The sequence below is a fragment of the Roseovarius dicentrarchi genome (genome assembly GCF_003316635.1).
Classification (GTDB): domain Bacteria; phylum Pseudomonadota; class Alphaproteobacteria; order Rhodobacterales; family Rhodobacteraceae; genus Roseovarius; species Roseovarius dicentrarchi.
On the sequence record NZ_QNQP01000001.1, the window covers coordinates 1 to 26,289 of the forward strand.

The window sequence follows — 26,289 nt, forward strand, 5'->3', positions numbered from 1 at the left end:
ATGCAGGTTCAACAATCCCCTCCCGCAGATACTTCTTGATCGTGTTGCGAGATACGCCCGTCCGCCGCGCGATCTCGCGAATAGGCATCTTATCCCGCAGTGCCCATTTCCGAATTACCCTCAAAAACCCCATGTCTATCACTCCATGCGCCCCCAGCTGATTCAAGCCGCGGCAAGGTTGCACATGGGTCAATTCTCAATGACAATTTCTGCTGGTGCCGGGTCAGTTCTCAATGACAATCAACACTTATGGCCCCGGCCAAGCCGGAGGTGGCGTGATGGCAGAGCCCGATACCCTCCGCGTCCACATCCCGCTCACCCTACGCAATCGCGGCGGCCGCCCTCGCATCCTGCCGCCCAAAGAAATCGAGGTGGCCATGGATCGCGGCCAGGATGCCCGCCTGCTGCGCGCCATCGGGCGCGCGTGGGACTGGCGGCGCAGGCTCGAGCGCGGCGACGTCACCACCATCGCCGATCTCGCCAGAGAGGAAGGCATCTCCGACCGCTACGTCAGCCGCGTGATCCGGCTGGCATGGCTGTCGCCCTCCGTGCTGGAGCGACTGGTCCTTCGGCGCGAACCCACGGTGCTGTCGATCTTCGACCTTTGCGGCGTGGCGGAGCTGCCGTGGGTCGAGCAGCCGGGGCGCGTGTTTGACTGAGGGGCAGATCAGCCTCGGATCTGGTAAATTGGCAAGAGCTGATAACACCACGATGAGGATCGACGTGATCATCTGGAAATAGAAACAGGTTTCGTCTTCGACCTCAGCCTGCATATCCGTCGGCTGCTTGGAATGACTGCACTCCGATGCGGGCGGCCAGCTTCATCCGCAGCACGAGCCGCCTTCCTGGATCGGCGGACAGACGACTGTTCCATAGGAGCAATAGACGCAACAGTCACCGGGCTTTGGTTTCAGCACCGCGTGGCAGGACGTGCACTCATAGAACCACTGACAAGCGTCGGTCGGCATGGTTTCACGTGCGGAATGACCGCATTCAGGGCACGTGATCGTGGATTGCAGAATTACATCGTTCGTTTGCGTCGCCATAGCGCGTACCCCCTGAGAATGAGAAATCCGGCAAGGACCGGCAGCAGAACGTCGTCGCGGTAGATATAACCGAGCGCGCCGCTGATGCCGAGAAGTGAGAACAGCCAAGGCAGGAATGGCGTCAGGCAACAGACAGCCGCCAACGCCGATCCACCAATTCCCACCGGCACCAGCCAATCCTTCACCGTGTCTGCCTCCAAAACGCGAACATTGTCCGTGCAGCCTCTTTTTCCCAAAGGGGCGAGCTGGCTGCGAGGACGAAGGCGAGCGTAGTGAAACCCAGAATGAAAAGCGTCGAGCGTCTGCGGCTTGCACAGGTCCACCGGCTCCAAAGTCGGAACCACCCCCACGCCAGGACCAGCCCGACGATGACAAGAAGTTCAACGCGATACGCGACGAAGGGGCCAAGCACGGTGAGCCAGGTTCCACCAAGGCCGATGATGGAAAGACCGATTGGCAGGACGCAGCAAGATGCGCTCAACAAGGCGAGCAGACCCGCGCCGCCAATGACGAGGCGGCTCAGACTTGTTGCCTGACCTTTAAGTGCTTCTGTATTCGACATCATGCGACGATTTATGCATCCTGTAGTGACTACAGGAGCAAGTGGAGAATGATCACATGGTCGCGATTGGGGAGGCATCCAGGCGTAGCGGCATACCGATTGAAACGATCCGCTACTACGAACGCGAGGGAATTATCTCGAAGGCCGGGCGGACGGCCTCGGGGCGGCGGGCATATTCAGATGCCGAAATTTCCTAACTCCGCTTCATCAAACGGTGCCGTGACCTTGGGTTTTCGATCCATGATGCGGTCGCGCTACGCAGCCTGGCGAGTGACCCGAAGAACGCATGCGAGACCGTGGAGCAACTCGGACGCAAGCATCTCTCCGAGGTTCAAGCCAAGCTGGCGGAGCTTGGAGAACTGGAACGTGCCTTAAGTGAGCTGGTGGCAAACTGTGCCAAAGGGCAGCGGGTTTGTCCGATGCTGGATGCGCTGAGAGCACGTTAAAAAAAATGCCGCTGGGCCTATCACGGCAGCAAGGGTCTCACAAAGCGAGCCTTTGAATAATGTTTATCAATGTCCGTTTTCCAGAGGAAACGGGTTGCGAACCCACCCAAGCAATCCGCCGGTTTACGCTCTCATCCCGAGCAACGCGCCTACCGCGTGTTCTGGCTATGTTGCCATCGATATCGTTCGGAACGCGCAATTGGGTTTTGGCGGAGTTCAGAAGCAAGCTGCTGAAAAGTAATGGTAAAAGTGGACCGAACCGGAACGGACGAGGTTCGCCCAGACTGAGACTGAGGGCCATTCTGAGCCCAGCCTCGGCCTCGCAGCGCGTCTATGAGGTCCGGTCGTTTCCCGCAAACCCCTTTGATAACAAGGAAAAATCCATGCCCATCAGGGCTGTGTCACTGGTTCGCAATGGGGATAATGGCGGAGCGACAGGGATTCGAACCCTGGAGACGGTCTCCCGCCTACACACTTTCCAGGCGTGCGCCTTCGACCACTCGGCCACCGCTCCGTTGGGTCTCTTTATCGTTCGTTATGCCGGGGGTTCAAGCAGATAATTGCAGTCAGCAGCGGCTTCTTTTGAGCTAGGTGTCAAGATGCAGGTAGACGCGGCGGTTTTGGCGGCCTTTCTTCTCGATCTTGCCCAGGCGCAGGTGGCCGATTTCGCCGGTGCGGGCGACGTGGGTGCCGCCGCAGGGTTGCAGATCGACCATGTCATCGCCGTCGCCGATCTGAATCAGGCGGATCCGGCCGGCATTGCGTGGCGGGGCGACGGACATCGTTTTGACAAGTCCGGGGTTTGCGGCCAGATCGGCGTCGGTGATCCAGCGCTCGCTGATTGGCAGGTCGTCGTCGATCATGCGGTTCAGCAGCGCCTCCAGCGTGTCGCGGTCCTCGGGGGCGTCGGGCATATCGAAATCGAGGCGGCTGCGCGCCTCGCCCACGGCGCCGCCGGAGACGGGCAAGGGGATCACGACGGACAGCAGGTGCAGGCCGGTATGCATCCGCATCAGGCGGTGGCGACGCCCCCAGTCAAGACGCTGCTGAACGGCGGTTCCAACAGGCGGCAGCGCCTCGGGGGCGGCGGGCACCAGGACGATATCGGTTGCCTTGTCCTTGCCCTTGACGGTGGTGGCGATCTGCAATGCGCCGCCTGCCCATGTCAAATGGCCGCTATCGCCGGGCTGGCCGCCGCCTGTGGGATAGAACAAGGGCCGGTCCACGATCACGCCGCCCTCGGGCGTGTGGGCCGTCACCTGCGCGGGGGCGTCGGACAGGTAGGGGTCGGTGCGAAAATATGGCTCACTCATCGGCCTGAATCCCCTGCCCCGCCGTCGCCATCCGCATCGTCGAAGCGTTGCGGCGCGCCCATTGCCGCGGTGTCTGATGCCCTGTCGGTGGGCTGTGCCTGTGGCGACGCGCTGCTGCCGTTCGCCTCCATCGCGCCGGCAAGCGCTTCGGGATTGCGCAGCCAAATTCCGCGCTGCTGATACGGCATTTCGATGCCTTCCTTGGCAAAACGCTCGGCGATTTCGTGGTTTATGTCCGACGTGACGTTCATCACGAAATTAATATCACGCAAGATCAGGCGCACCAGAAAATCATACGACTCCGTGCCGATGCCCGAGAAGATGATCGACGGTTCGGGATTCATCAGAACCATCGGATGCGCGCGGGAAATTTCGCGCAGGATGTCTTCAACCCAGCGGGTATCGGTGCCGTAGGCGACGCGCACATTGATGACAAGGCGGCCAACCGTGCTGCCCTTGGTGTAGTTTGTCACCACACCGCTGACCAGATCCGAGTTCGGAATAATCAGATCCGAGCGGTCAAACGTCTCGATCCGGGTCGAGCGGACCGAGATTTCGCGCACTGTGCCGTGCTGACCGTTTACCTCGATCCAGTCGCCCTGGCTGATCGGGCGCTCGATCAGAAGGATGATGCCCGACACGAAATTCGACACGATATTCTGAAGGCCAAAACCGATACCGACAGACAGCGCACCGGCGACAATCGCAAGGCTGCTCAGATCAATCCCGGCGCTGGTCACCGCAATCAGCGCGGCAAGGAATATCCCGATATAGCCGACGCCCGATACGATGGCGTCACGCCCGCCGGTGTCGATCCGCGTTTTCGGCAGCAGCGAGTTTTTGAGCGTGCCCTGAATAACCCGCGTGATGATGAAACCAACGGTAAAAACAATCGCCAGCGTCAGAAAGATCGTCGGCGAAATGGTCAGATCGCCCAGCGTGATCCCGCGTGTGAAGCTGACCCAAAGCTCGCTGAGGTCGGCAACGCGCGCGCCCCATGCCAGCGCGAAAAGCGGCAGCGACAGCAGCACCAGAACAGAGCTGAGCAGCATCGGCACCAGTTCGTCCCCTGCCCCGTCCCGGCCACGCGAGGCAAGGATATACAGCTCGCGGATCACGCGTTGCAGGATCAAAAGAATTGCCAGCAACAGCAGCGATATCAGCGACGGCACCAACAGCCCGATACCGGCCTTGAAGTATCCGATGGCCGCCAGACCCGGACCACCGACAGCGACAACAATCAGCACCTTGGACAAAAGGCGCGCCAGCCGCTTGCGATAGCTGTCGGTTCCGGCGCTGCCCTCTTCGCCGTCGTCGGGCGCATCATCGTCGCCCAGCGTCGCGCGCGTGTGCAGCGCAACCAGCCGCGCCACGGGGATCAGCAGCAGGCCCGCGATGACCATAACCGGAAACAGGATGACAATGCGGGCCTCACCGGACCAGCTGTGGATATTTCCGACATTGTAGATGAAATGGAACGCGGACATGACGACGCCCAGCGCCCCGCCATAAAGCCGCCCGGCCCGGCGGTCTTCGGGTTCGAGTTGCAGTGGCAGGCGGCCTTCGTCCTCGCGCGGGAAGCTGCGCAGCGCGGTCCAGCGCGCAACAAGAAAGATCAGCACCGTGATTTTCAGCACATCCAGCATTGCCGTGCTGTGAGCCGCAAAGATGCCACTGAAATCAAAGGCATGTATCACGATCAGCAGGCCGATGAACGGCACGATCACCTGGCCCAGCGAAACCAGAAACCCGACGATCCAGCGCCCCGACGTGGCCGATTGCGGCCGCACCATGCGCACCAGAAACTCCGACCAGAAGCGGCCGCGCACCAGCAGGACCAGACCAAGAAACGCCAGCAGCGCGGTAACCGGCAGCCGCGACATCAGCTCGGACCGCTGGACTTCGCTGGTCAGGCCGGTGACGATTTCGTTGCGCGCCACCTCGAATGCATCGGCGATTGCGTTGACACCGGCAGACCAGTTCACCGGGTTCAGCGGTGACGGGCCACGCTCCAGCAATTCTTCGGTGGAGCGTTCGCGCACGATCCGGTCGATGCTTTTGATCAGCTCGTCGGCTTTGCTATAGGCCAATTCGGCGCGCTTGACGGGTGCGCGCAACTCGGCAAGCTGCTTGTTCAGCTCCTTGCGCTGCGCTGCGATTTCGTCCGATTCCTCCGGCTCGCCTTCGGCTGGCACGGGGCCCAGCGCCTTTAACTGCGCGTCCAGCGTTGCAATCGCGTTGCTGTTGACGCCCTGCGCGGCGGAAAAAACGCTGCGCCATTCGGCCAGCTGGTCGCGCAGGCTCTCAAAGGCCGAGGTCGAGGCGCGCTGATTTTCAATCGCGCTGATCGCCCGTTCGCCGATCGTCTCCCAGCGGCTGAAATCGGGGCTGGAGGGGGGCTGCTGCGCCGCAGCCATGCTGGCGCCGATGCCGAGCGTTGCCACCGCCGGAAGCAGGGCAAGCGTCAGGGCCAGCAGGATCTGGCGCAGCAGCTGCATCATTCTTCGAACACTCCGGGGATCGAGCGCGGCGCGTCGTGCATCCATTCGGGCACCGGCAGGCCCTTTTCGCGCAGGAATTCGGGGTTGAACAGCTTGGACTGATAACGCGAGCCATAGTCGCACAGGATCGTCGCAATCGTGTGCCCCGGCCCCATTTCGCGCGCCAGCCGCATGGCGCCCGCCACGTTCACGCCGGTCGAGGCGCCCATGCACAGCCCCTCATGCTCCAGCAGGTCAAAGACGATCGGCAGCGCCTCTTCATCGGTGATCTGATAGGCATAATCGGGTGTGAACCCTTCGAGGTTGGCGGTAATGCGGACCTGCCCGATGCCTTCGGCGATGGAGCTGCCCTCGCTCTCCAATTCGCCGGTGGTGTAGTAGGAATACAGCTTGGCGCCCATCGGATCGGCCAGCGCCACCTTGACGCCCTTCGGCTGTAGCGCCATGCCGATGCCCGCCAGCGTGCCGCCAGACCCGACGGCGCAGCAAAACCCGTCCAGCTTGCCGCCCGTCTGCTCCCACATTTCGGGGCCGGTCGTCTCGATATGGGCTTGCCGGTTGGCGGTGTTGTCGAACTGGTTCGCCCAGATGGCGCCATTCGGCTCGGTCTTGGCCAGCTCGGCGGCCAGGCGTTCGGAGTAGCGCACGAAGTTGTTGGGGTTGCTGTAGGGCGCGGCGGGCACCTGCACCAGCTCGGCGCCGGCAAGGCGCAGCATGTCCTTTTTCTCTTCGCTCTGCGTCTCGGGGATGACGATCACCGTCTTGAACCCCATCGACGCGCCGACCAGCGCAAGGCCGATGCCGGTATTGCCGGCGGTGCCTTCCACAATGGTGCCGCCCGGTTTCAGCGTGCCACGCTCGATCGCGTCGCGGATGATGAACAGCGCCGCGCGGTCCTTGACCGACTGGCCGGGGTTCAGAAACTCGGCCTTTCCCAGAATGGTGCATCCGGTCGCTTCGCTGGCGCGGCGCAGCTTGATCATCGGGGTGTTGCCGACCGCGTCGGCCAGATCCTGTGCAATGCGCATGGGGCGTCCTTTCCAGCGTGAAATCATGGCTCCACACTTAGGCGCGTTGGCCCGCCAACTCAAGCCGAAGCGCGCAGCCGTCCGCGCGCACGTGCCAGCCACAGCAGCGACAGGATCAGCGGGCCATCGTCCGCCTCTCCGGTGTCGATCAGGTCCATCGCAGCGTCAAAGCCCAGCACATGCAGGCGGATATCCTCGGCCTCCGTCTCCAGCCCGCCGTAGCGTGGCAGGTCATCGGGCAGGTCCGCTATGCCCACGAAATTGTGAAAGTATTCCGTAGAATAGCCGGGCGTGCAGTAGTAGCTGCCGATCCGCTCCAGCCGGGTCAGGGTCAGGCCCGCTTCCTCCAGACACTCGCGGTGCGCCGCCTGCTCGGGCGTCTCGCCGGGATCGACGCGGCCCGCGACCGGCTCCAGCATCCAGGGGCGCGGATCGCCGCGGCGATAGGCGCCAAGGCGGAACTGCTCGACCAGAAGAACACGGTCGCGTACCGGATCATAGGGCAAAACCAGCGTCGCGTCGGTCGCCACAAACACCTCGCGGCGCAATTCATCGCTCATCGCGCCGCTGAATGTCGGATGGCGCAGCACGATCGCCTCGCTGCGGTAAAAACCCGGGTGCAGCACCTCGGTCCGGACGGTCTGAACCGCGTCCGCGCCCGTGCATGCGCGCACGGCTGCCGGCACGGCTGTTGCCGCGGCGCGCGCACCAGCCCGCGCCCGGATCATCGGCATCCGCGCCGCCAGATCACTGCTGCTGAAGGTGCCGAAATACTCCATCGCCTCGGTTGCGGCGCCCCGGCTGATCGCGCCCCATCGCTGCGCCCAGTGCGCCAGATCGAAAGGCGCGGCTGCGGGCGCAGACCCGGCCGGCAGGTCATAGGCCAGCGCCTGATGCACCCCGCCCGCCGCCCGCACGCAAACCTCGCGCGGCACGCAGCCCAGACCGCGCGCGTAAAACTCAAGGCGGCCCGCCTCCTCGGCGCGTGCATTCTCCAGCAGCACGCCGGCGGCCTCCTGCCCCGGCCGCGCTGCCAATATGGGCAGCATCTGCGCGGCGTCCCATGTGACCGCGTGATCGGGCAGCACCGCAGGCGGCAAAGGGGCATCATCCCCGTCCCGGCCCAGCACGATATTACGCAGCTGGGGATCGCGCAGCGATCCGAACAGGAAAATCATGTCAGCCCCCTCAGGTCCAGCGCCGCGCGGCAAATTCGGCCAGCAGTCCGCAAACCATGCCACCCAGCAGCAAGGCCGCGATCAACGCCGGATCGATCAAAAACTGCGCATAATCCAGCGCATTCCGGAACACCCCGACAAGCGCCTCAACCGGGCCATCATATTTCTTCTCCAGTGACTGCTTCAGCATCAGATTGAAACTCTGCACGAAAAAGCCCCAGATGATCAGCGCCAGAACGCCGGTCAGCCCGTTCGCCAGCGCCTCGCCATAGCCCCGGCCGGCGCGGCTGCCGATCACGAACCAGCCGCACAGAACGCCCAAGGCCGAGTTCACGTAGTTGAACCAGCCAAAGGCGGTCTGCGGCGGCATCAGGGGCCGGACCATGTCCGACCCGATCCAGCCCAGCACCCCCAATGCGATCGCCGCAACCAGACGCGCGGCGGTCGGCAGGGTACGTATCTTGGGCATGGCTTATCCGGGCTTTGCGATGGTGATTTGCGTCACGTCGCAGTTTCCCGCGTGAAACGATCCGGCGCAAGAGGTGAGGTAGAAGTTCCACATCCGCCGGAACCGTTCATCAAACCCCAGCGCGGCAACCTCGTCCCACCGGTCGTTGAAGCGGTCGTGCCAGCGGCGCAAGGTCTGGCTGTAGCTTTCGCCAAACTCCATCGACCCGGCAAAGGTCAGGCCGGCGCGCTCGATCTCGGCCCGCAGGGCGGCGGGGCTGGGCAGCATACCGCCCGGAAAAATGTATTTCTGAATGAAATCCACGCCCCGCCTGTAGACGTCCCAGCGCGCATCGCTGATGGTGATGATCTGAAGCGTCGCGCGCCTGCCGGGGCGCAGCCTGTCGCGCACCGTGTCGAAATAGGCCGGCCAATATTGCTGGCCCACCGCCTCGAACATCTCGATGCTGGCGATGCCGTCATAGGTGCCACGCTCATCCCGGTAATCTTGCAGCTTGAACTCGACCAGATCGGAAAGGCCCGCCTTTTCAATGCGCTGCCGCGCGTAGGTCAACTGCTCCCGACTGATCGTCAGGCCGGTCACCTTCAGCCCGCGCTCGGCTGCCGCGTATTCGGCAAAGCCGCCCCAGCCGCAACCGATTTCCAGCACATGATCGCCGGGGCCAACGCCCATCCGGTCCACCATGGAGGCATATTTGGCCGTTTGCGCCTTTTCCATGCTTTCCTGTCCGGTGTCGAACAGGGCGCTGGAATAGGTCATCGTCTCATCCAGCCACAGGGCGTAAAATTCGTTACCCAGATCATAGTGATGGCTGATATTGCGCCGTGCCTGCCCTTTGGAATTGCCACGCAGCCAGTGGCGCGCCCGCTCGAACGCGCGTACCAGCGACATGCCGGGAAAGCCGTCATAGACATCCTCGTTGTCGGTGCAGATGAAATCCATCAGCGCCTGCAAATCCGGGCTGCTCCACCAGCCGTCAAGATAGGCGTCGCAAAACCCCAGGTCGCCCTCGCGGATGAGGCGCGCAAAAACGTCCGTATTATGCAGATGCACCTCGCCCACCGGGCCGGGATTGGGGCCGTCGGCGCGAAACACCCGGCCATCGGGCAGCACAAAATCCAGCCGTCCCCGGTTGATCCCCTTGGTTTTCTCAAACACCCGCGCAAAGTATCGCGGCAGATCCGTCTGGCCGTCAGTCGAAGTCAAAATCATCGCGTTTTTATCCGTTTCTTGGCCGATCTCGAATATCGGCAGTGTTTTGCCCGCATGCATCAGAACGATCTGTCCTGATAGGCACTCAGCGCCCGGTCCCGCCCCTCGGACAGACTGACCACCGGCGCGGGATAGGCGTCATTCGGGGACAGGTCCCAACTGCGCGGGATCGCGTCAAAATAGCTGAGCGCGGTTTTGCTGGGGCTATCGTACCCTTCCACGATCCATGCGCGGGAATAGTTTCCCTCGGGGTCGAATTTCTCAAGCTGCGTTTCGGGGTTGAAAATGCGGAAATAGGGCGCGGCATCCGGGCCGGACCCCGCCGCCCACTGCCAGCCCATTGCGTTGCTGGCGATGTCCCAGTCCGTCAGGCAGTCGTCAAACCACGCCTGCCCGATCCGCCAATGCGTCATCAGATGTTTGGTCAGATAACTGGCCACGATCATGCGGGCGCGGTTGTGCATGCGGCCCGTCACATACATCTCGCGCATGGCGGCATCGACAAAGGGAATGCCGGTGCGCCCCTGTTTCCACGCGATAACTTCGGCGGTGTTGCCATCCTCGTTCCATGGGAAATCATCCCATTTTTCGCGCCAGTTGCGGGTGGCAATCTGCGGTGTGTGATAAATCAGATGATAGGCAAATTCGCGCCAGACCAGTTCCTTGACCCAATGCTCGGCGCCTGCGGCGCCTTCATGCATCGCGCGCATCCCGGCGTGCCAGCATTGGGCCGGGCTGATTTCCCCCAGCGCAAGGTTCTCTGACAGGTTCGAGGTGCCGTCGATACCGGGCAGATCCCGCCGGGTTTTATAGCGATCAATGCTTTCCTCGGTAAACCACGCCAGCCTGTCCTGCGCCGCATCCTCGCCGACCTGCTGGTAGGGCAGGCAAATCCCGGCGCCGCGGTTCATTGCGGCGCCCATCTGCCAGTCTGCCAGATCGTCGCTGGCGGGCCAGGTATCCGGCGGCGACAGATCGGACGGTGCGGCCAGCGGCGAAGGGATCTCGCGGTCCTTTACCGCGCGCCACATCGGCGAATACACCTTGTAATAGCCGCCCTCTTTCGTCTCGACTGTCCACGGCTCGAACAGCAGATGGCCGGCGTGGCTGCTTGTTTCAACGCCGTCCTCTTTCAGCGCGGCCTTCACGGCCTTGTCACGCGCGACGGCGTCCGGATCATAGAGCCGCGACCAATGCACCGCCCCTGCCCCCGTCTGGCGCACCAGATCGCGCAACACCTCCAGCGCATCGCCCCGGCGCAGGATCAGGCGGCTGCCTTTCGCCTCCAGCGACTTGCCCAGATGCTCCAGCGCCAGACCCAGCCGCCATTTCGGCGCGGCGCCAAGGCCCGCAACCGTGTCATCGTGAATAAAGACCGGTATCACCGGCCCGCCCGCCCGAAGCGCGGCGCGCAGCGCGGGGTGGTCGGACAGCCGCAGATCGCGGCGCAGCCATAGCAGGGTTGGTTTGATATCACTCATGTTTTTTCCGGCGCTCACTACATCCGGCTGGAACATAGCCCGCCGTCCGCCAGATCAAAGCACTTCGTCCAGGGCCGTCATCAGCAGGTCGATTTCGGCCCGAGTGGTGTAATGCACAAAACTCAGCCGCAGCACGCCATGACTGGGATCAACCCCCATCGCGCGCAGCGGGCGCACCGCGTAAAAATCACCGCCCCCCGCCATGATGTCATGCGCCGCCAGATCACGCGCGACCTCCTCGCCGGGGCGGTCCAGACGAATGGCCACCGTGGGCGCACGGTTCTGCGGCGTGTCCGGCCCAAGCAGCCGAATTGAATTGCGCGACTTGAGGTAGTCCAGCAGCGGCGTCAGCAGCTCCTCCTCATGGGCGCGCATCATGTCGTGAACGCCTGCCGCGCGGGTTGCCGCATCGCCGTCCAGCCCGTGATGTGCCGCAAGCGCGTCTATATAATCGGCCATGCCCGCACTGGCCGCCACCTGCGCGTGGTCCGGCCCGGCGGGAGTGAACCGCTTGTAGAGGCTCGATTCGTTGAAATAATGCCCCTGATTGGGCAGCTGCATCCCCAATTCGCGCCGGATGGTCATAATGCCCTGATGCGGGCCATAGGTCTTGTAGGCGGAAAACAGGTAAATATCCGGCCCCATCGCCCCCACATTGGGCAGCCCGTGCGGCGCGTAGCTGACCCCGTCCACACAGACGAAAGCACCGGCGGCATGGGCCAGCGCGGTGATCTCAACCACCGGATTAACCTCGCCCACCACGTTCGAGCAGTGCGGATAACAGACAAGACGCACCTTGTCGTCCAGCAACTCCTCCAGATCGGCGGGGTCCAAATGGCCGCTATCGGGGTCGATCTGCCATTCGCGCACCTCAAACCCTTCATCGGCCAGCCTGCGCCACGGGCCGGTATTGGCCTCGTGGTCCTGATTGGTAACGATGATCGCATCGCCGGGCCGCATCCACTGGGCAAAGGCGCGCGCCAGCACATAGGTGTTCTGCGTGGTCGAGGGGCCAAAGCTCAGCTCGTCGGTGTCCACACCCATCATCGCGGCAAGGCGCGCGCGCGCCTCGTCCATCTCTGCCCCGCCCAGGGTGGAGGCGGCGTAGGGCGCATAGGGCTGCACCTTGCGCTGGCGGTAGAACCGGGTCAGCCGGTCGATTACCGGCCCGCAGGTATAGGACCCGCCGGCGTTTTCAAAAAACGCCTGCCCGCTCAGCGGCGCCTCTGCGAAGGCCGGGAATTGCCCGCGCACGAAATCCAGATCCAATGTGCCGCTCATCGCCGTCCTCCCGTTATGCCTGAACGCAGAAAACAGCAAAGCCCCCGGACGCGCAAGCGCCGGGGGCTGAGCAAATGATTTAAGCCGCCCGTCAGCCGCGTTCCGAGCGCAGCCCCTTGAAGATGGCCCAGCACATCACCAGCAGAACCAGCGTGAAGGGCAACCCGGTGGTGATAACCGCCGATTGCAGCGCCGCAAGGCCGCCGCCGATCAGCAGCACAATCGCAACCGCACCCTCGAAAATGCACCAGAACACCCGCTGCGTCACCGGGGCATCCACCTTGCCGCCCGCCGTGATCGTATCAATCACCAGACTGCCCGAATCCGATGATGTGACAAAGAAAATCACCACCAGAATGATCCCGATTGTCGAGGTGATCGTCGCCAAGGGCAGCTGGTCCAGCATGTAAAACAGCTTCAGCTCCAGCGCGGCATCCTTGGCCAGGGTGTAGCCGTCATTAACGACCTGGCTGATCGCCGTGCCGCCAAAAACGCTCATCCACAGTACGCAAACCATGCTGGGAATCAGCAGAACGCAGATCAGGAATTCGCGCACGCTGCGGCCCCGGCTGACGCGGGCAATGAACATGCCGACGAAAGGCGACCAGCTGATCCACCACGCCCAATAGAACGCGGTCCACCCTTGGACAAAATTGGTGTCGTCGCGTCCAAACGGATTGCTGAGCGGGATGAGGTTTTGCAGATATGCCAGCAGGCTATCGGCGAAAAACGTCAGCAGAAAGATCGGCCCACCCACCAGCAGCGTGAACAGCAGCAGCAGACCGGCAAGACCCATGTTGATCTCCGACAGCAGCTTGACCCCGCCATCAAGGCCCCGCACGACCGAAATCAAGGCAATCGCCGTGATACCGGTGATCAGCAGCACCAGCAATGTGCTGGAATCGGCAACGCCGCTTTCTTCGGTATTGCCGTACGTGATGCCCAGCAAACTGCGTGTTCCCTCTGCCGCGTCACCCGACCCGTAAAGGAATGTCAGACCAGATGCCGCCTGCTCCGCCCCGAAGCCAAGCGATGTGGCAAGGCCGAACAGCGTGGCAAAAACTGCAAGCGTATCAATGACATGGCCAGTCCAGCCCCACACACGCTCGCCGAACAGCGGATAGAACGCCGAGCGCAGCGTCAGGGGCAAACCCTTGTTATAGCTGAACAATGCCAGCGCCAGTGCGACAATGGCATAAATCGCCCACGGGTGCAGGCCCCAGTGAAAAATCGTCGCCGCCATGCCCAGGCGCGTTGCCGCGTCCGAATCTGCTTCGGCGCCGCTCAGGGGCGCCCAGTCCGTGCGCAAACCGCCTTCGGCCGCCGTGCCGCCCAGCGAGGTGGCAAAATGGCTCATCGGTTCCGACACACCAAAGAACATCAGGCCGATGCCCATCCCGGCGGCGAACAGCATCGCAAACCAGCCGACATAAGTATAGTCGGGCGTCGCATCCGTGCCGCCAAGCCGGATGGAGCCGAACGGGCTGACGATCAGAAACAGGCAGAACAAGACAAAAATATTCGCCGCGCTCAGGAAAAACCAATCGAATTTCGTGGTCACAAATTTGAACGACCAGTCGAATGCAGCATTCGCCTGATCGGGCAGCGCCAGCGCGAAAAACACGAACGCCATGATGGAAATGCCGGCCAGCGCGAATACGGGGTTGTGAAAATCCAGACCAAACGGGCCGATGGATGCCGTGACGTTATCCTGTCCGATCTCGTAATCCGTATCAATCAGGTCCGCATCGCCTTCTGGTGGTGGAATTCCCTGTTCCCCCGATACATCAGCCATAAGGCTTCCTTTCTTTGTGGAGGGACCGGGAGTTCACAAGCGATATGCGTTCTGCCGTGCCGGGCCTCTCGTTTTCACTTGGACGGGCGGTTCGTGAGCCGCAACCTCGATAAATCCTACCAACATTCAGCAGAGTGTGCCAACCGCTGGCGAACACATTAGTTGCACAAAAGCCAAGTTTTTCCTGAATAAAACAAAGCTGAAAGGCCGTCTGTGGCCGGTGATACGGCAAGCGCGGCTGCACCGCGGTCCCCTTTGAAACGACAAAGGCGGCCCTTCACGGGGCCGCCTCTTTGCTCAACCGGTCGATAATAAGCGCAGTCGCGCGTCACTCATCGCCCAGCGTCAGCGCAACAAACCGTGGCTGCCCCGCCGAGCGGACGAGCAGCAGCAGCGACTTGCGCCCCGCGTCGCGCGCGTCGGCAATCCGGTCTTCCAGATCACCGACCGTGGAGAGCGTCTGCTGCCCCGCCTCGGTCAGAACGTCCCCCGCGCGCAGGCCCTTTTCGTAAGCCTCCGACAACGGATCCACGTCGCGCACGACCAAGCCCTTGGCTGTTTCCGCCAGCTCCAGCTGCGCCCGCAATTCATCGTCCAGCGGGCTGAGCGTCAGCCCCATGAGCATCTGCGGCTCGGGCGCGGCGTCCGGATCAGTCTGCGACGGGCGCCCTTCCGAGCCTTCCGCGTCCTCGCGGCGGCCCAGCGTCACCTTGAGGGTTTGAGTGCCGCCATCGCGGAACACCACAACCCTGACCGATTTGCCAACATCCGTTTCGCCCACCTGGCGGACCAGTTCGCGCGTGTCCGGCACCTTGACACCGTCAAAAGACACGATGACGTCGCCCGCCATCATGCCGGCGTCAGCCGCCGGGCCAGTGGGAACATCGGTGACCAGCGCGCCTGATGCCGCGTCCAGCCCCATCGCCTCGGCCACGTCAGCGGTCACGTCCTGAATACGCACGCCCAGCCAGCCGCGGCGCGTTTCGCCGAACTCTTGCAGCTGGTCCACAACCCGGCTGACCACGTTGGAGGCCATTGAAAACCCGATGCCAATGGATCCGCCATTGGGGCTGAGGATCGCGGTGTTGACGCCCACGACCTTGCCATTCATGTCAAACAGCGGGCCGCCGGAATTGCCCCGGTTGATGGCCGCATCGGTCTGAATGTAGTCGTCATATGTGCCCGACAGGGCGCGATTGCGGGCCGATACGATGCCCGCGCTGACGGAAAACCCCTGTCCCAGCGGATTGCCCATCGCGATGACCCAATCACCGACGCGTGCGCCGTCGCTGTCGCCAAAGCTGACAAATGGCAGCGGCTCGTCCGTTTCCACCTTGAGCAGCGCAATATCGGTCTTGGGATCGGTGCCGATCACCGTCGCCTCCAATTCGCCGCCTTCGTAGAATTCGATGATGATCTCATCGGCAGACTCGATCACGTGGTTATTGGTGACGATATATCCATCCTCGGAAATCACGAAACCGGACCCCAGCGCCGAGCTGCGGCGCGGCCGGTCACCGCCCTCGCCTCGATCGCGGAACTGACGGAAAAAATCCTCAAACGGCGAGCCATCGGGCACGACGGGCGCCGGGCCGGTGCGCTGCGCAACGGTGGTGGATGTGGTGATGTTGACCACAGACGGGCTGAATTTTTGCGCCAGATCGGCAAAGCTTTCTGGCCGCGCATACGCCGCGATCGCCTGCGCCATGATCAGTGCCGCAGCCAGCATGGTCAGCGCCATTGCCCTGATGGCCCTGCCCTGCGGGATGGTTGCCGTTCGGATAACGTCTTTCACTTCCGGTTCTCCTCGGTTTTGGTCGACTTGGTGCCGGGCGCCTGCCCTGCTTATGGATCATAACTTAAGGAATGGTGGACAAGGTGCAAATGATTGCAGTCCGCTTTCACGCGAAGGTGACAGTTTGAACGCGGCGCGTTACGCGCCCAGCGCCTTGGCCAGCCACACCATGAAAATGCCGCTGGCAAACGCCGCGAGGCCCAGCATCCGCCGGGCCTCGGGTGGCATGGCACGCAAAGCGGCCAGCATGTCTTCGACGATGTGCGGGGCCAGCGCATAAATCAGCCCCTCGACAATCAGCACCAGCCCGAGGGCAAGCAAGCCAATCGCCAGCATTACTGCACCGCCGCGCCGTTGTCGTTTGCGCTGGCATCGTTTGCGCTGGCATCATTCGCTGCGTCGCTCTGAGCGCTGTCCGACGCAGGCGCGTCCTGCTGTGCTGCGCCTTCCGCGTCTTCGGAACCGGCAGGATCAGCTGCCTCCTCAGCGGCATTCGCTGACACCGATGCGCCCGCAACGGGGCCACCTACGTCATTGAAATACTGAAAGAAGTCACTGTTCGGCGACATGACGATGGACGAATTGTTGCCTTGCAATGCGACGCGGTACGCATCCAGCGAGCGGTAGAATTCAAAGAATTCCGCATCCGCGCCGAACGCCTCGTTGAACACCGCGTTGCTGCGCGCGTCAGCCTCGCCTCGGGTGATTTCGGCCTGGCGGCGCGCGTCCGACACCAGCTCGACCTGGGTACGGTCGGCCTGGGCGCGCACGCGCTGCGCGGCCTCGTTACCGCGGGCGATCTCGTCTGCCGCCTCGCGCTCGCGCTCGGCCCGCATCCGGGCAAAGGTGGCGTCAAGGTTCTGGCTGGGCAGGTCCGTCCGCTTGAGCCGCACATCGACCACCTCGATGCCCAGCTCGCGCGCCTCGGTGATGGCCGCATTGCGGATGCGCAGCATCAGCGTGGCCCGGTCCGAGCTTAGGATATCGTTCGAGCTGACCGAACCCAGCACTTCGCGGGTCCGCGAGCGCAGGATCGAATCCAGACGGTTTTCGGCAAAGGGAATGCCACCGTCACCCACCGCCTCGCGGAAGCGGCGCACGTCGGAGATGCGGTAACGCGCGAAGGCATCGACCACCAGCCGGCGGTCGTCCAGCGGTGTGACTTCCAGCGGATCGACATCGCGGCTGAGGATACGGTCATCATAACGCACGACCTGCTGGATGAAGGGGATCTTGAAGCCAAGGCCCGGCTCTTCCTTCACGTCGATGATCTTGGAAAATTGCAGCACCAGCACCTTTTCGCGCTCGTCCACGATGAACACCGACAGCAGGCCGATCACGGCTGCGACGGCGATAACCGGCAAGATATAAGCTGTTTTACGCATGATTACTGACCTTCCGAATTCTTGCGCAGCTCATTGAGCGGCAGGTAGGAAACGACGCCTTGGCCGCTGCCTGACTGGTCCTGATCGAGTATGACCTTGTCCATACCGCCCAGCACTTCTTCCATGGCTTCCAGATAGAGACGCTTGCGCGTCACCTCGGGGGCCTTTTCATATTCGCCCAGAACGGCGCTGAAGCGGCTGGCCTGACCTTCGGCCTCGTTCACAACGCGGGCGCGGTAACCTTCGGCTTCCTCCAGTGTTTGCGCGGCCTGACCACGGGCTTCGGCCAATACGCGGGCGGCGTAGGCATCCGCCTCTTTCTCCAGACGGTCGCGCTGCTGCTCGGCGGCCTGCACTTCGCGGAAGGCGTCAATCACCTGCAAGGGCGGGTCGGCCTTGTCGAAGTTGACGCGCACAACGTTGATGCCGCTGTCGTAGCTGTCCAGTGTCAGCTGCACCAGATCCTCAAGCCGCTGGGCAATCGAGCCACGGTCGCGGTTCAGGATCGGGGCCAGTTGCGACTGGGCGATGATTTCGCGCATGGCCGATTCCGACACGGCGCGGATCGTGGCGCGCGGGTCGCGCAGGTTGAACAGGAACATGGCGGGATCGTTGATGTTCCAGACCACCTGAAAGTCGATGTCGACGATATTCTCGTCGCCGGTCAACATCAGCCCGGCCTCGCTGCCACGCTCGCCCACGCCGATATCTTCGTTCCGCTCGGATGTGACGGTGACCTTTTCGTAGGTGACAAAGGGCCAGGGCGCCAGATGCGGACCGGACCCTGTGGTGCGGTGATATTCGCCCAAGAACAGCTCGACGCCGCGCTCTTCGGGTTTGATGGTGTAGAAGCTGGCGTAAAGCCAAATGGCGATCAGGCCGAGCAGGCCCAGAATAACGGTGCCGCGCGTCAGGGCCGGTCCGCCGCTGCCGCCCTCGCCCGGCCCGCCGGTGCCGCCGGACCTGCCGCCACGGCCGCCCATCAGAACGCGCAGCTGGTCCTGGCCTTTTTTCACCAGTTCGTCGATTTCCGACCTCTGGCCGCCGCCCGGTCGGCGTCCGTCGCCGTTGCCGTTCTGGCCGCTGCCATTCTGGCCCCTGCCACCGTCGTTCCCCGAGCCGCCCCCAGAATTACCGCCGCCGCCCCATGGGCCGCCCGACTGTCCCGCCATGTATATCAATCCTCTTAATGTCCCTGCCATCGCCGCCTGAAGCGCTGACCCGTTATAAACTGTATGGCCGGAGGGGAAATTCAACCCGCCCCGGCCCCGTATTGTTCCCGATCAGCTGGTGCGCACCGGCGCGCGCATCGTCACCAACTCCTCTGCCATTGTCGGATGGACCGCGCAAACGCGGTCAAAATCCTCTTTGGTGGCGCCCATCTTGACCGCGATGCCGACCATCTGGATCATTTCGCCCGCGCCGGGCGCGACGATGTGACACCCCATGACGCGGCGGGTTTTCTGGCTGACCACCAGTTTCATCAACACGCGGTTGCTGCGTCCGGCAAACGCCTCTTTCATGGGTTTGAAGGAGGTGCAGTAAATCTCGACCGGCTCAATTTCGCGCGCGTCTTCCTCGCTCAGGCCGACGGTGCCGATTTCGGGCTGGGTGAAAATGGCCGTCGGGATCAGGTCGTGATCCACTGGCGTCGGGTTGCCGCCGAACACCGTTTCGACAAAGGCCATCCCCTCGCGGATCGCCACCGGCGTCAGGTTGACGCGGTCCGTCACGTCGCCAATGGCGTAGATCGACGGCACAGCGGTTTGCGAATATTCATTCACCTCAACCTGGCCGTAGCGGCCCAGTTGCACGCCCGTCTGCTCCAGCCCCAGACCCGCTGTGTTGGGGTTGCGGCCCGTGGCAAAGAACACCTTTTCAAACCATTTTTCGGTGCCTTTGGTGGATTTCACCACGTATCCGCCACGCTCGGGCGTAATGTCCAGAATGTTGGTGCCCAGATGCAGATCAACGCCATTGTCGATCATCTCTTCGGAGACCAGTCCGCGCGCCTCCCCGTCAAAGCCGCGCAGGATCTGCTCACCGCGGTAGTATTGCGTCACATCCACGCCCAGCCCGTTCAGAATACAGGCAAATTCGCACGCGATATAGCCGCCGCCAACCACCAGAATACTGCGCGGCAACGTCTCCAGATCGAAGATGTCGTCGCTGACAATGCCATGCTCGGCGCCGGGCAGATCGGGGCGCACAGGGGTGCCGCCGGCGGCGATCAGGATATGCTTGGCCGTGAACCGCTCGCCCGTGCTGAGCGTGACGGTATGCGCATCCGCCACCGTGGCGCGGGCGTCATAGGTGGAAACGTTGCTGTTTTTCAGCAGGTTGCGATAGACGCCTTCCAGCCGGTCCAGTTCGGTCGCCATGGTGCTGCGGAATTTGGGCCAGTCAAACCCGCCGGCATGCACGGTCCAGCCATAAGATTGCGCGTCCTGCATCGCGCCGGGAAATTCGCTGGCATACACCATCAGCTTTTTCGGCACGCAGCCCCGGATGACGCAGGTGCCGCCGTAGCGGCTTTGCTCGGCCAGTGCCACGCTGGCCCCGCCCTGGGCCGCAACGCGCGCCGCGCGTACCCCGCCCGAGCCGCCGCCGATCACGAATAGATCATAGTCGAAAGTCATGTCTGCCTCTTGCCTGTCCTTGGGACCGATTACATTAAATCAGTCTGTCATATCCTTGAAAAGATTATCCGTTTCCGCAAATTCCAACCGGTCGTGGTTCACTGTCCCTTCGTTGATGTCGCGCATCTCGACGCGGCCGTCACCGTGACCGATCACCACGATATCGCAGATGTCGATAAACAGCCCGTTTTCCACGATGCCCGGTATCTGGTTCAGAACCATCGCCACCTGCCGCGCATTGCCGATCCGGTCCAGATGCAGATCCAGGATGTGATTGCCCTCATCCGTGACAAAGGCATGATCGCCGTTCATGCGCAGCGTCACGTCACGGCCCATGACATCCAGCGACACCAGCAATTCCTCGATCAGAGCGCGCGTGGTCTGCCAGCCGAAGGGGATCACCTCCACCGGCAAGGGAAAGGCGCCCAGCGTGCCCACCTCCTTGGCCGCATCGGTGATGACGATCATCTGGTCGCTGGCCGTCGCCACGATTTTTTCCTGCAACAATGCGCCGCCACCGCCCTTGATCAGGTTCAGCTCGGAATCGAATTCGTCCGCGCCGTCGATGGTCAGGTCCAGCCACTTTGCCTCGTCCAGGCTGATCACGTCGATGCCGACCTCGCGCGCCAGATCGGCGGTGCGGGTCGATGTGGGGACGCCACGGATCTTCAGCCCGTTGTTGCGCACCAGATCGCCCAGACAGCGCACCATCCAGGCGGCGGTCGATCCGGTGCCCAGCCCGACACGCATGCCGTCTTCGACATAGTCGACGGCGCGTTTGGCGGCGACAAACTTGGCCTTGTCGATGGGTGACAATTCTCCGGTCATGGCAGTGCTCCGTAGTGTTTTGCGTGGTTATAGGGAAGATGGCGCCAAGGTGCGAGAGGCAATGGCGCGCATAAGGCGCGTCCGGTTTGCGTTCTGCGCCGCATTGCAGGACTAATGGAACAGCAGGCGCGCGAATCCCGCGCACCCGCAACGCCGGGAGACATCATTCATGCGCCACCGCCCCAGATCCGAACGCTCCTTGCCAAACTGGCTGCGCCGCGAGGCCGCACGCATCACAGGCGGGCCGGACGATGCGGCGCGGCGCGAATTTCTGGCGCAGGCAACCGCGTTCGGCGCCAGTGTCGGTGCGGCATACGCCCTGCTGGGCCTGCCCGCCCCCGCAACGGCACAGGAAACGGCCCCCGACGCCGGCCCGCCCGGCCTGCACGCGGGGCAGCTGCGCATCCAGATGACGGTGCGCGCCTTGGGCGATCCGCGCAGCTACGAATGGTTTCAGGCTGCAAATGTCAGCCGCGGCTGGCTGGAATACCTTGTCAGCTATGAAAATGACGGCACCTTTCGGCCCCGGCTGCTGAAGGGCTGGCAGATCAGCGATGACGCCGCGCTGTATACCCTGTACGTGCGCCCGGATGTGACATGGAATGACGGCACGCCCTTCACCGCCGCCGATGTGGCGCGCAACATCACGCGCTGGTGCGACCGCACGGTGCCGGGCAACACGATGGCAACCCGCTTTGCCGTGCTGATCGACCCCGAAACCAGCCGCGCGATCGAGGGGGCGATCCGCGTGACGGATCCGCACACCGTGACGCTGGCCCTGCCCCGGCCCGATATTTCGCTGATCGCGGGCATGGCCGATTATCCCGCCGCGATCGTGCCCGAAGGGTTCGACCCCGATACGATGCTGGAAAATCCCGTCGGAACAGGGCCATACCTGCCCGAAGCGGTCGTGCCGGGCAGTCATGCCGTGCTGGTGCGCAACGACGCGCATACATGGTGGAATGCAGGCCATGGCGCGTGGATGGAGCGGATCGAATTCATCGACACCGGCACCGATCCCGCCACCGCCTATGCCGCCGCGCTGGCCGATGAAATTGACATGACCCACACGGTCGAGGGCAGTTATACCGCCGCCTTTGACCAGCTGGAGGGGTGGCGCGCGCATGACATCCACACAGCCGCAACCGTCACCATCCGCGCCAACCAGCTGGCCGAAATAGATGGCCGCCGCCCCTATTCCGACATCCGCGTGCGCCGCGCGCTGCAACTGGCGATGAGCAACGATATCCTGCTGGAGCTGGGCCATGGCAACCGCGGCGTCGTGGCGGAAAATCACCACGTCTCGCCGCTGCACCCGGCCTATGCGCCGATGCCCGCGCCCGTCTACGACCCGATGCAGGCCCGGCAACTGATGATACAGGCCGGCATGCTGGAATTTGAACACGAGCTGATTTCAATCGACGACAGCTGGCGGCGCAGCACCGCAGACGCCGCCGCCGCCCTGCTGGCCGATGCGGGCCTGCGGGTGCGCCGCACCATCCTGCCCAGCCCGCGCTATTTCGAGGGGTGGAACACCTTTGCCTTCAGCACGACCGATTGGGGCCACCGCCCGCTGGCGGTGCAGACCTATGCGCTGGCCTATCGCTCGGGCGAGCCGTGGAATGAATTCGGCTGGTCCAATCCCGAGTTCGACACCTTGCTGCAAGAGGCGCTGGCAACGCTTGATATCGACGCGCGCCGCCAGATCATGGCCCGGCTGGAGGCATTGGTGCGCGCCGATGCGGTAACGGTGCAGCCCTATTGGCGCACCTTGCGCAACCACACCCGCACAGGGCTGCGCGGCGGCGGGCATCATATCGGCTTTGAAATCCGCCCGGCTGAATTGCGCTGGACCTGACAGAACGGCGGGCGTAAGCCGCCCTGATACACTGCGGCGAAAGGCCCCGACATGCGCAAACCCATCGCCACGTTGCCAATCCCCGAATTTGTCATCCTGCTGGCGATGATGGTGTCGACCACCGCATTATCCACGGACATCATGCTGCCTGCGCTGGATGTGATCGGCCATGATCTGGGCGTGGACGATCCCAATTCAGTGCAGTTGATCGTGTCGGCGCTGTTTCTGGGGTTTGCCGTGGGGCAGGCGCTGGCCGGGCCGCTGTCGGACAGTTTCGGACGCAAGCCGGTGATCTATGCGGGCTATGCCGTCTTTACCGTCGGCTGCCTGATGTCGCTGCTGGCCGCCAGCTGGGAGGTGATGATCGCGGGCCGCGTCCTGCAGGGCTTTGGCGCCGCAGCGCCGCGCATCGTGACCATGGCGCTGGTGCGCGACGGGTACGAGGGGCGCGCCATGGCGCGGATCATGTCCATCGTGATGGCGGTCTTTATCCTTGTCCCGACCATCGCACCCGCGCTGGGACAGGTCGTGATCTGGCTCAGCGGCTGGCGGGCCACGTTTGTCGTGCTGATCGCGCTGGGCCTTGGCGCCGCTGCGTGGTTCGCCTTGCGCCAGCCTGAAACGCTGGCACCGCACATGCGCCGCCCCTTTTCCGCCCGCAGCATCGGCGCGGGCCTGCGCGAGATCATGGCCAGCCGCGTGGCGGTCGGGCATACGGTGGCGCTGGGGCTGATCTTTGGTGTTTTCATGAGCTATCTCAGCACCGCGCAGCAGATATTTCAGGTGGCCTACAGCACCGGCGCGCTTTTTGCGCTGTATTTCGGCATGGCGGCGCTGTCGATCGGCGGCGCATCGGTGGCCAATTCGCTGCTGGTGATGCGGCTGGGTATGCGGCGCCTGACGCGACTGGCGCTGATCGCGCTGGCGGGGCTGTCCTTTGTGTTCCTGATCCCTGCTAGCTTCTGGGATGGTACGCCGCCGCTGGCGCTGTTCATGGCGTGGCTGATGGCCTCGTTTTTCTGCGTCGGCATCCTGTTTGGCAACCTGACATCCATCGCGATGGAGCCTCTGGGCCACATCGCCGGCCTTGCCGCCGCGCTGATCGGATCGCTGTCAAACGTGATCGCGCTGCCGATTTCGATCTATATCGGCCATCATTTCAACGGCACCGTGATCCCGCTGGTGCTGGGATTTGGCGTCATGGGCATCCTGGCGCTGCTGACCGTGATCTGGGCCGGGCGCAGCAGCCCTACACCCAGCCCGCAAACTGGTGCATAACAGCGGCCAAACGAACCCGAGTCACCTGCCCCACAAGGACACCTGCCATGCATGACATCCGCGCGATCCGCGACAACCCCGCCGCCTTTGACGCAGCCCTGACGCGGCGCGGCGATGCGCCCGCCGCAGCCACCATTCTGGCACTGGACGAGGCGCGCCGCGCCCGCATTTCCGCAGCAGAAGCCGCGCAAGCCGAGCAGAACAAGGCCTCCAAGGATGTGGGCGCCGCCAAGGCCGCCGGCGATGACGCCGAATTTGAACGCCTGCGCGCGCTGGTCGGCGAAAAGAAGGCGGAAATTGCCGCCATGACAGCCGATGCCAAGGCGCTGGATGCCCAGCTGACCGATATGTTGCTGGGCCTGCCCAACCTGCCGATGGATGACGTGCCCGACGGCGCCGATGAAGCCGATAACGTCGAGATCCGCCGCTGGGGCACGCCCGCCAGCTATGATTTCGCACCCAAGGAGCATTACGAGATCGCCGGCGTCATCCCCGGCATGGATTTCGAGGCCGGCGCAAAACTCAGCGGCACGCGCTTTGTCGTGCTGTCGGGCGCGGTGGCGCGCATCCACCGGGCGCTGGCGCAGTTCATGCTGGACACGCATGTGGACGAAAATGGCCTGCAAGAGACGTGGACGCCCGTGCTGGTCCGCGAGGAAATGATGATCGGCACCGGGCAACTGCCGAAATTCGGCGAAGACAGTTATCAGACCACCGATGGCTGGTGGCTGGTGCCGACCGCCGAGGTGCCGGTGACGAACCTGATCAACGGCGACGTGATCGACCAGTCCACCCTGCCCCGCCGCCATGTGGCGCATACCCAATGCTTCCGCTCCGAGGCAGGCTCGGCGGGCCGCGACACATCGGGCATGCTGCGCCAGCACCAGTTTGAAAAGGTCGAGATGGTGTCGATCACCCATCCCGATGACAGCCGGACCGAGCTGGACCGCATGACCGCCTGCGCCGAGGGTATCCTGGAAAAGCTGGGCATGCCCTACCGTACAATCGTCCTTTGCACCGGCGACATGGGCTTTGGCGCGCGGCGCACCCATGACATCGAAGTGTGGCTGCCGGGACAGGATACCTACCGCGAGATATCGTCAGTGTCGGTCTGCGGCGATTTTCAGGCGCGGCGGATGAATGCACGGTTCAAGCCGTCCGATGGCGGCAAGCCGCAATTCGTCCACACGCTGAACGGCTCGGGGCTGGCGGTCGGGCGCTGCCTGATCGCGGTGCTGGAGAACGGCCAGCAGGCGGACGGCGCCGTGCGCCTGCCCGAGGTGCTGCACCCCTATCTGGGCGGCAAGACCATGCTGAGCGCAGAGGGCAAGCTGGTCTGAGGTCCGGCAATCGCTTGATCCTTGCGGCAGGCCGCTAGTTTGTCATCCAAATCCCGACGCGCCCGCCGCCAACCAAGGATACTGTCATGCCTATCATGCCCATACTCGTGCTGATTGCCACCATCGCCTTTGCCCTGTCGCCGCTACTGGCGCCGGGGTTCGGCGGCTTTGACGCGAACCAGTTTCCGGTGCCGCAGGTGGATCCGCCTGTGCAGCCCGCAGGCTATGCGTTTGGCATCTGGGGGCTGATCTATCTGTGGCTGATCATTGGCGCGGCTTATGGGCTGTGGAAAAAAGCGCATGACCCAAAATGGGCGCCCATGCGGCTGCCGTTGATCCTGTCGCTCGGCGTTGGCGCGACATGGTTGCCCATCGCGCAAACCAGCGCGGTCTGGGCGACAATCCTGATCTGGGTGATGTTGGCCTTTGCCGTGTTCGCAGTGCTGCGCAGCCCTACGGGCGTTGGGCGGACGGCGTGGCTGGGCCGCGCGCCCGTCGCGCTTTATGCCGGGTGGCTCACGGCGGCATCGTCAGTGTCGCTGGGACTGATGGCCGCGGGGTATGACATCATGGGACAGGTGCCCGCCGCGATTTTGGCGCTGCTTCTGGCGTTGGTTCTGGCCGTATCGGTTGCGCGCAGGCGCCCCGATGCGTTTGGCTATCTGGCCGGAGTGATCTGGGCATTGGCCGCCGTATGTGTGCAAAACTGGCAAGGCGGCGCAACGTCGGTGCTGATCACCGCCGCCATCGGCGCCGGCCTGCTGGCCGCCCTTGCCATCCATAACAAAAAACGCGCCTGACCCCGCTACGGCGCGCCAATTTTTCGCAGAAAAATTACCCCTGCTGATACGATT

The 26,289-nt window shown here is 63.2% G+C and carries 26 protein-coding genes and 1 tRNA gene; 7 read left to right on the plus strand and 20 right to left on the minus strand.

Translation table 11 applies throughout. The features are described 5' to 3' along the window. On the minus strand, positions 1-133 hold a 133-nt coding region (locus tag DQ230_RS00005; RefSeq protein WP_113910449.1), incomplete at its 3' end, for a helix-turn-helix domain-containing protein. Between the two features lie 145 nt (positions 134-278). Between DQ230_RS00005 and DQ230_RS00010 the strand changes: the two genes are divergently transcribed. Next, positions 279-659 (plus strand): hypothetical protein, encoded by a 381-nt coding sequence (locus DQ230_RS00010; RefSeq protein ID WP_113910706.1) that lies wholly within the window; start codon positions 279-281, stop codon positions 657-659. Between the two features lie 162 nt (positions 660-821). Here DQ230_RS00010 and DQ230_RS17300 read toward each other — a convergent pair whose 3' ends face one another. Genes DQ230_RS17300 through DQ230_RS00025 form a run of 3 tightly spaced genes read right to left on the minus strand, consistent with a single transcriptional unit; the run spans position 822 to position 1,611 of the window. Next, positions 822-1,046: a GDCCVxC domain-containing (seleno)protein gene (locus DQ230_RS17300; protein WP_113910450.1), complete on the minus strand. Its 225-nt coding sequence runs from the start codon at positions 1,044-1,046 to the stop codon at positions 822-824. Beyond that, positions 1,022-1,231 carry a mercury resistance system transport protein MerF gene (merF, locus tag DQ230_RS00020; RefSeq protein WP_113910707.1) on the minus strand — a complete coding sequence of 70 codons (210 nt, stop codon included), beginning with the start codon at positions 1,229-1,231 and terminating at the stop codon, positions 1,022-1,024. Before merF ends, DQ230_RS17300 begins: the two co-directional genes overlap by 25 nt. After that, complete coding sequence (locus DQ230_RS00025) at positions 1,228-1,611, minus strand: hypothetical protein (protein WP_113910451.1); 384 nt, start codon at positions 1,609-1,611, stop codon at positions 1,228-1,230. Before DQ230_RS00025 ends, merF begins: the two co-directional genes overlap by 4 nt. 53 nt (positions 1,612-1,664) lie before the next feature. Between DQ230_RS00025 and DQ230_RS17305 the strand changes: the two genes are divergently transcribed. Next, entirely contained in the window at positions 1,665-1,805 is a 141-nt protein-coding gene (locus DQ230_RS17305) for a MerR family DNA-binding transcriptional regulator (RefSeq protein WP_238987371.1), read from the plus strand. A 9-nt stretch (positions 1,806-1,814) separates the two neighbouring features. After that, a complete protein-coding gene (locus DQ230_RS17310) occupies positions 1,815-2,054 on the plus strand; it encodes a MerR family DNA-binding protein (protein WP_275263514.1) in 240 nt (79 codons plus the stop codon). A 424-nt stretch (positions 2,055-2,478) separates the two neighbouring features. Here DQ230_RS17310 and DQ230_RS00035 read toward each other — a convergent pair. From DQ230_RS00035 to rpiA, 16 genes are all read right to left on the minus strand, one after another. After that, positions 2,479-2,568: transfer RNA gene (locus DQ230_RS00035), tRNA-Ser, on the minus strand. A 73-nt stretch (positions 2,569-2,641) separates the two neighbouring features. Beyond that, positions 2,642-3,367, minus strand: coding sequence for an alanyl-tRNA editing protein (locus tag DQ230_RS00040; protein ID WP_113910452.1), 726 nt, complete (start codon positions 3,365-3,367; stop codon positions 2,642-2,644). Then, positions 3,364-5,868, minus strand: coding sequence for a DUF3772 domain-containing protein (locus tag DQ230_RS00045; RefSeq protein ID WP_238987372.1), 2,505 nt, complete (start codon positions 5,866-5,868; stop codon positions 3,364-3,366). The genes DQ230_RS00040 and DQ230_RS00045 overlap by 4 nt, the downstream gene beginning before the upstream one ends. Beyond that, complete coding sequence (locus tag DQ230_RS00050; protein WP_113910453.1) at positions 5,865-6,896, minus strand: cysteine synthase A; 1,032 nt, start codon at positions 6,894-6,896, stop codon at positions 5,865-5,867. Before DQ230_RS00050 ends, DQ230_RS00045 begins: the two co-directional genes overlap by 4 nt. 59 nt (positions 6,897-6,955) lie before the next feature. Continuing rightward, a complete protein-coding gene (locus DQ230_RS00055) occupies positions 6,956-8,074 on the minus strand; it encodes an NUDIX domain-containing protein (protein ID WP_113910454.1) in 1,119 nt (372 codons plus the stop codon). 10 nt (positions 8,075-8,084) lie between these two features. Continuing rightward, the gene (locus DQ230_RS00060; RefSeq protein ID WP_113910455.1) at positions 8,085-8,543 is read right to left on the minus strand and encodes a TrgA family protein; all 459 of its coding nucleotides are present in this window, start codon (positions 8,541-8,543) and stop codon (positions 8,085-8,087) included. Between the two features lie 3 nt (positions 8,544-8,546). Further along, positions 8,547-9,755, minus strand: coding sequence for an SAM-dependent methyltransferase (locus DQ230_RS00065; protein WP_113910709.1), 1,209 nt, complete (start codon positions 9,753-9,755; stop codon positions 8,547-8,549). 59 nt (positions 9,756-9,814) lie between these two features. Continuing rightward, entirely contained in the window at positions 9,815-11,236 is a 1,422-nt protein-coding gene (locus DQ230_RS00070) for a cryptochrome/photolyase family protein (RefSeq protein WP_113910456.1), read from the minus strand. A 54-nt stretch (positions 11,237-11,290) separates the two neighbouring features. Then, positions 11,291-12,517: an aminotransferase class V-fold PLP-dependent enzyme gene (locus tag DQ230_RS00075; protein WP_113910457.1), complete on the minus strand. Its 1,227-nt coding sequence runs from the start codon at positions 12,515-12,517 to the stop codon at positions 11,291-11,293. Between the two features lie 91 nt (positions 12,518-12,608). Further along, positions 12,609-14,312 (minus strand): BCCT family transporter, encoded by a 1,704-nt coding sequence (locus tag DQ230_RS00080; protein WP_113910458.1) that lies wholly within the window; start codon positions 14,310-14,312, stop codon positions 12,609-12,611. A gap of 328 nt (positions 14,313-14,640) precedes the next feature. Beyond that, on the minus strand, positions 14,641-16,053 hold the full coding sequence (locus DQ230_RS00085) for a DegQ family serine endoprotease (RefSeq protein ID WP_113910459.1): 1,413 nt from the start codon (positions 16,051-16,053) through the stop codon (positions 14,641-14,643). Between the two features lie 192 nt (positions 16,054-16,245). After that, positions 16,246-16,443, minus strand: coding sequence for a DUF2065 domain-containing protein (locus DQ230_RS00090; RefSeq protein WP_203227965.1), 198 nt, complete (start codon positions 16,441-16,443; stop codon positions 16,246-16,248). Further along, a complete protein-coding gene (hflC, locus tag DQ230_RS00095; protein WP_113910460.1) occupies positions 16,443-17,492 on the minus strand; it encodes a protease modulator HflC in 1,050 nt (349 codons plus the stop codon). The genes DQ230_RS00090 and hflC overlap by 1 nt, the downstream gene beginning before the upstream one ends. 2 nt (positions 17,493-17,494) lie before the next feature. Then, positions 17,495-18,664, minus strand: coding sequence for an FtsH protease activity modulator HflK (gene hflK, locus DQ230_RS00100; RefSeq protein WP_113910461.1), 1,170 nt, complete (start codon positions 18,662-18,664; stop codon positions 17,495-17,497). 111 nt (positions 18,665-18,775) lie between these two features. Then, the gene (gor, locus tag DQ230_RS00105; RefSeq protein ID WP_113910462.1) at positions 18,776-20,131 is read right to left on the minus strand and encodes a glutathione-disulfide reductase; all 1,356 of its coding nucleotides are present in this window, start codon (positions 20,129-20,131) and stop codon (positions 18,776-18,778) included. 39 nt (positions 20,132-20,170) lie between these two features. Then, positions 20,171-20,959: a ribose-5-phosphate isomerase RpiA gene (gene rpiA / locus DQ230_RS00110; RefSeq protein WP_113910463.1), complete on the minus strand. Its 789-nt coding sequence runs from the start codon at positions 20,957-20,959 to the stop codon at positions 20,171-20,173. Between the two features lie 169 nt (positions 20,960-21,128). Here rpiA and DQ230_RS00115 point away from each other — a divergent pair, with 169 nt between their 5' ends. The 4 genes from DQ230_RS00115 (at position 21,129) to DQ230_RS00130 (ending at position 26,235) form a co-directional block, all read left to right on the plus strand. Further along, positions 21,129-22,817, plus strand: a complete 1,689-nt coding sequence (locus DQ230_RS00115; RefSeq protein ID WP_113910464.1) for an ABC transporter substrate-binding protein — start codon at positions 21,129-21,131, stop codon at positions 22,815-22,817. A 51-nt stretch (positions 22,818-22,868) separates the two neighbouring features. Continuing rightward, positions 22,869-24,095 carry a multidrug effflux MFS transporter gene (locus DQ230_RS00120; RefSeq protein WP_113910465.1) on the plus strand — a complete coding sequence of 409 codons (1,227 nt, stop codon included), beginning with the start codon at positions 22,869-22,871 and terminating at the stop codon, positions 24,093-24,095. Between the two features lie 47 nt (positions 24,096-24,142). Beyond that, positions 24,143-25,435, plus strand: a complete 1,293-nt coding sequence (serS, locus tag DQ230_RS00125) for a serine--tRNA ligase (RefSeq protein ID WP_113910466.1) — start codon at positions 24,143-24,145, stop codon at positions 25,433-25,435. 86 nt (positions 25,436-25,521) lie between these two features. After that, positions 25,522-26,235 carry a hypothetical protein gene (locus DQ230_RS00130; RefSeq protein ID WP_238987373.1) on the plus strand — a complete coding sequence of 238 codons (714 nt, stop codon included), beginning with the start codon at positions 25,522-25,524 and terminating at the stop codon, positions 26,233-26,235. The last annotated feature ends 54 nt before the right edge of the window (positions 26,236-26,289 follow it).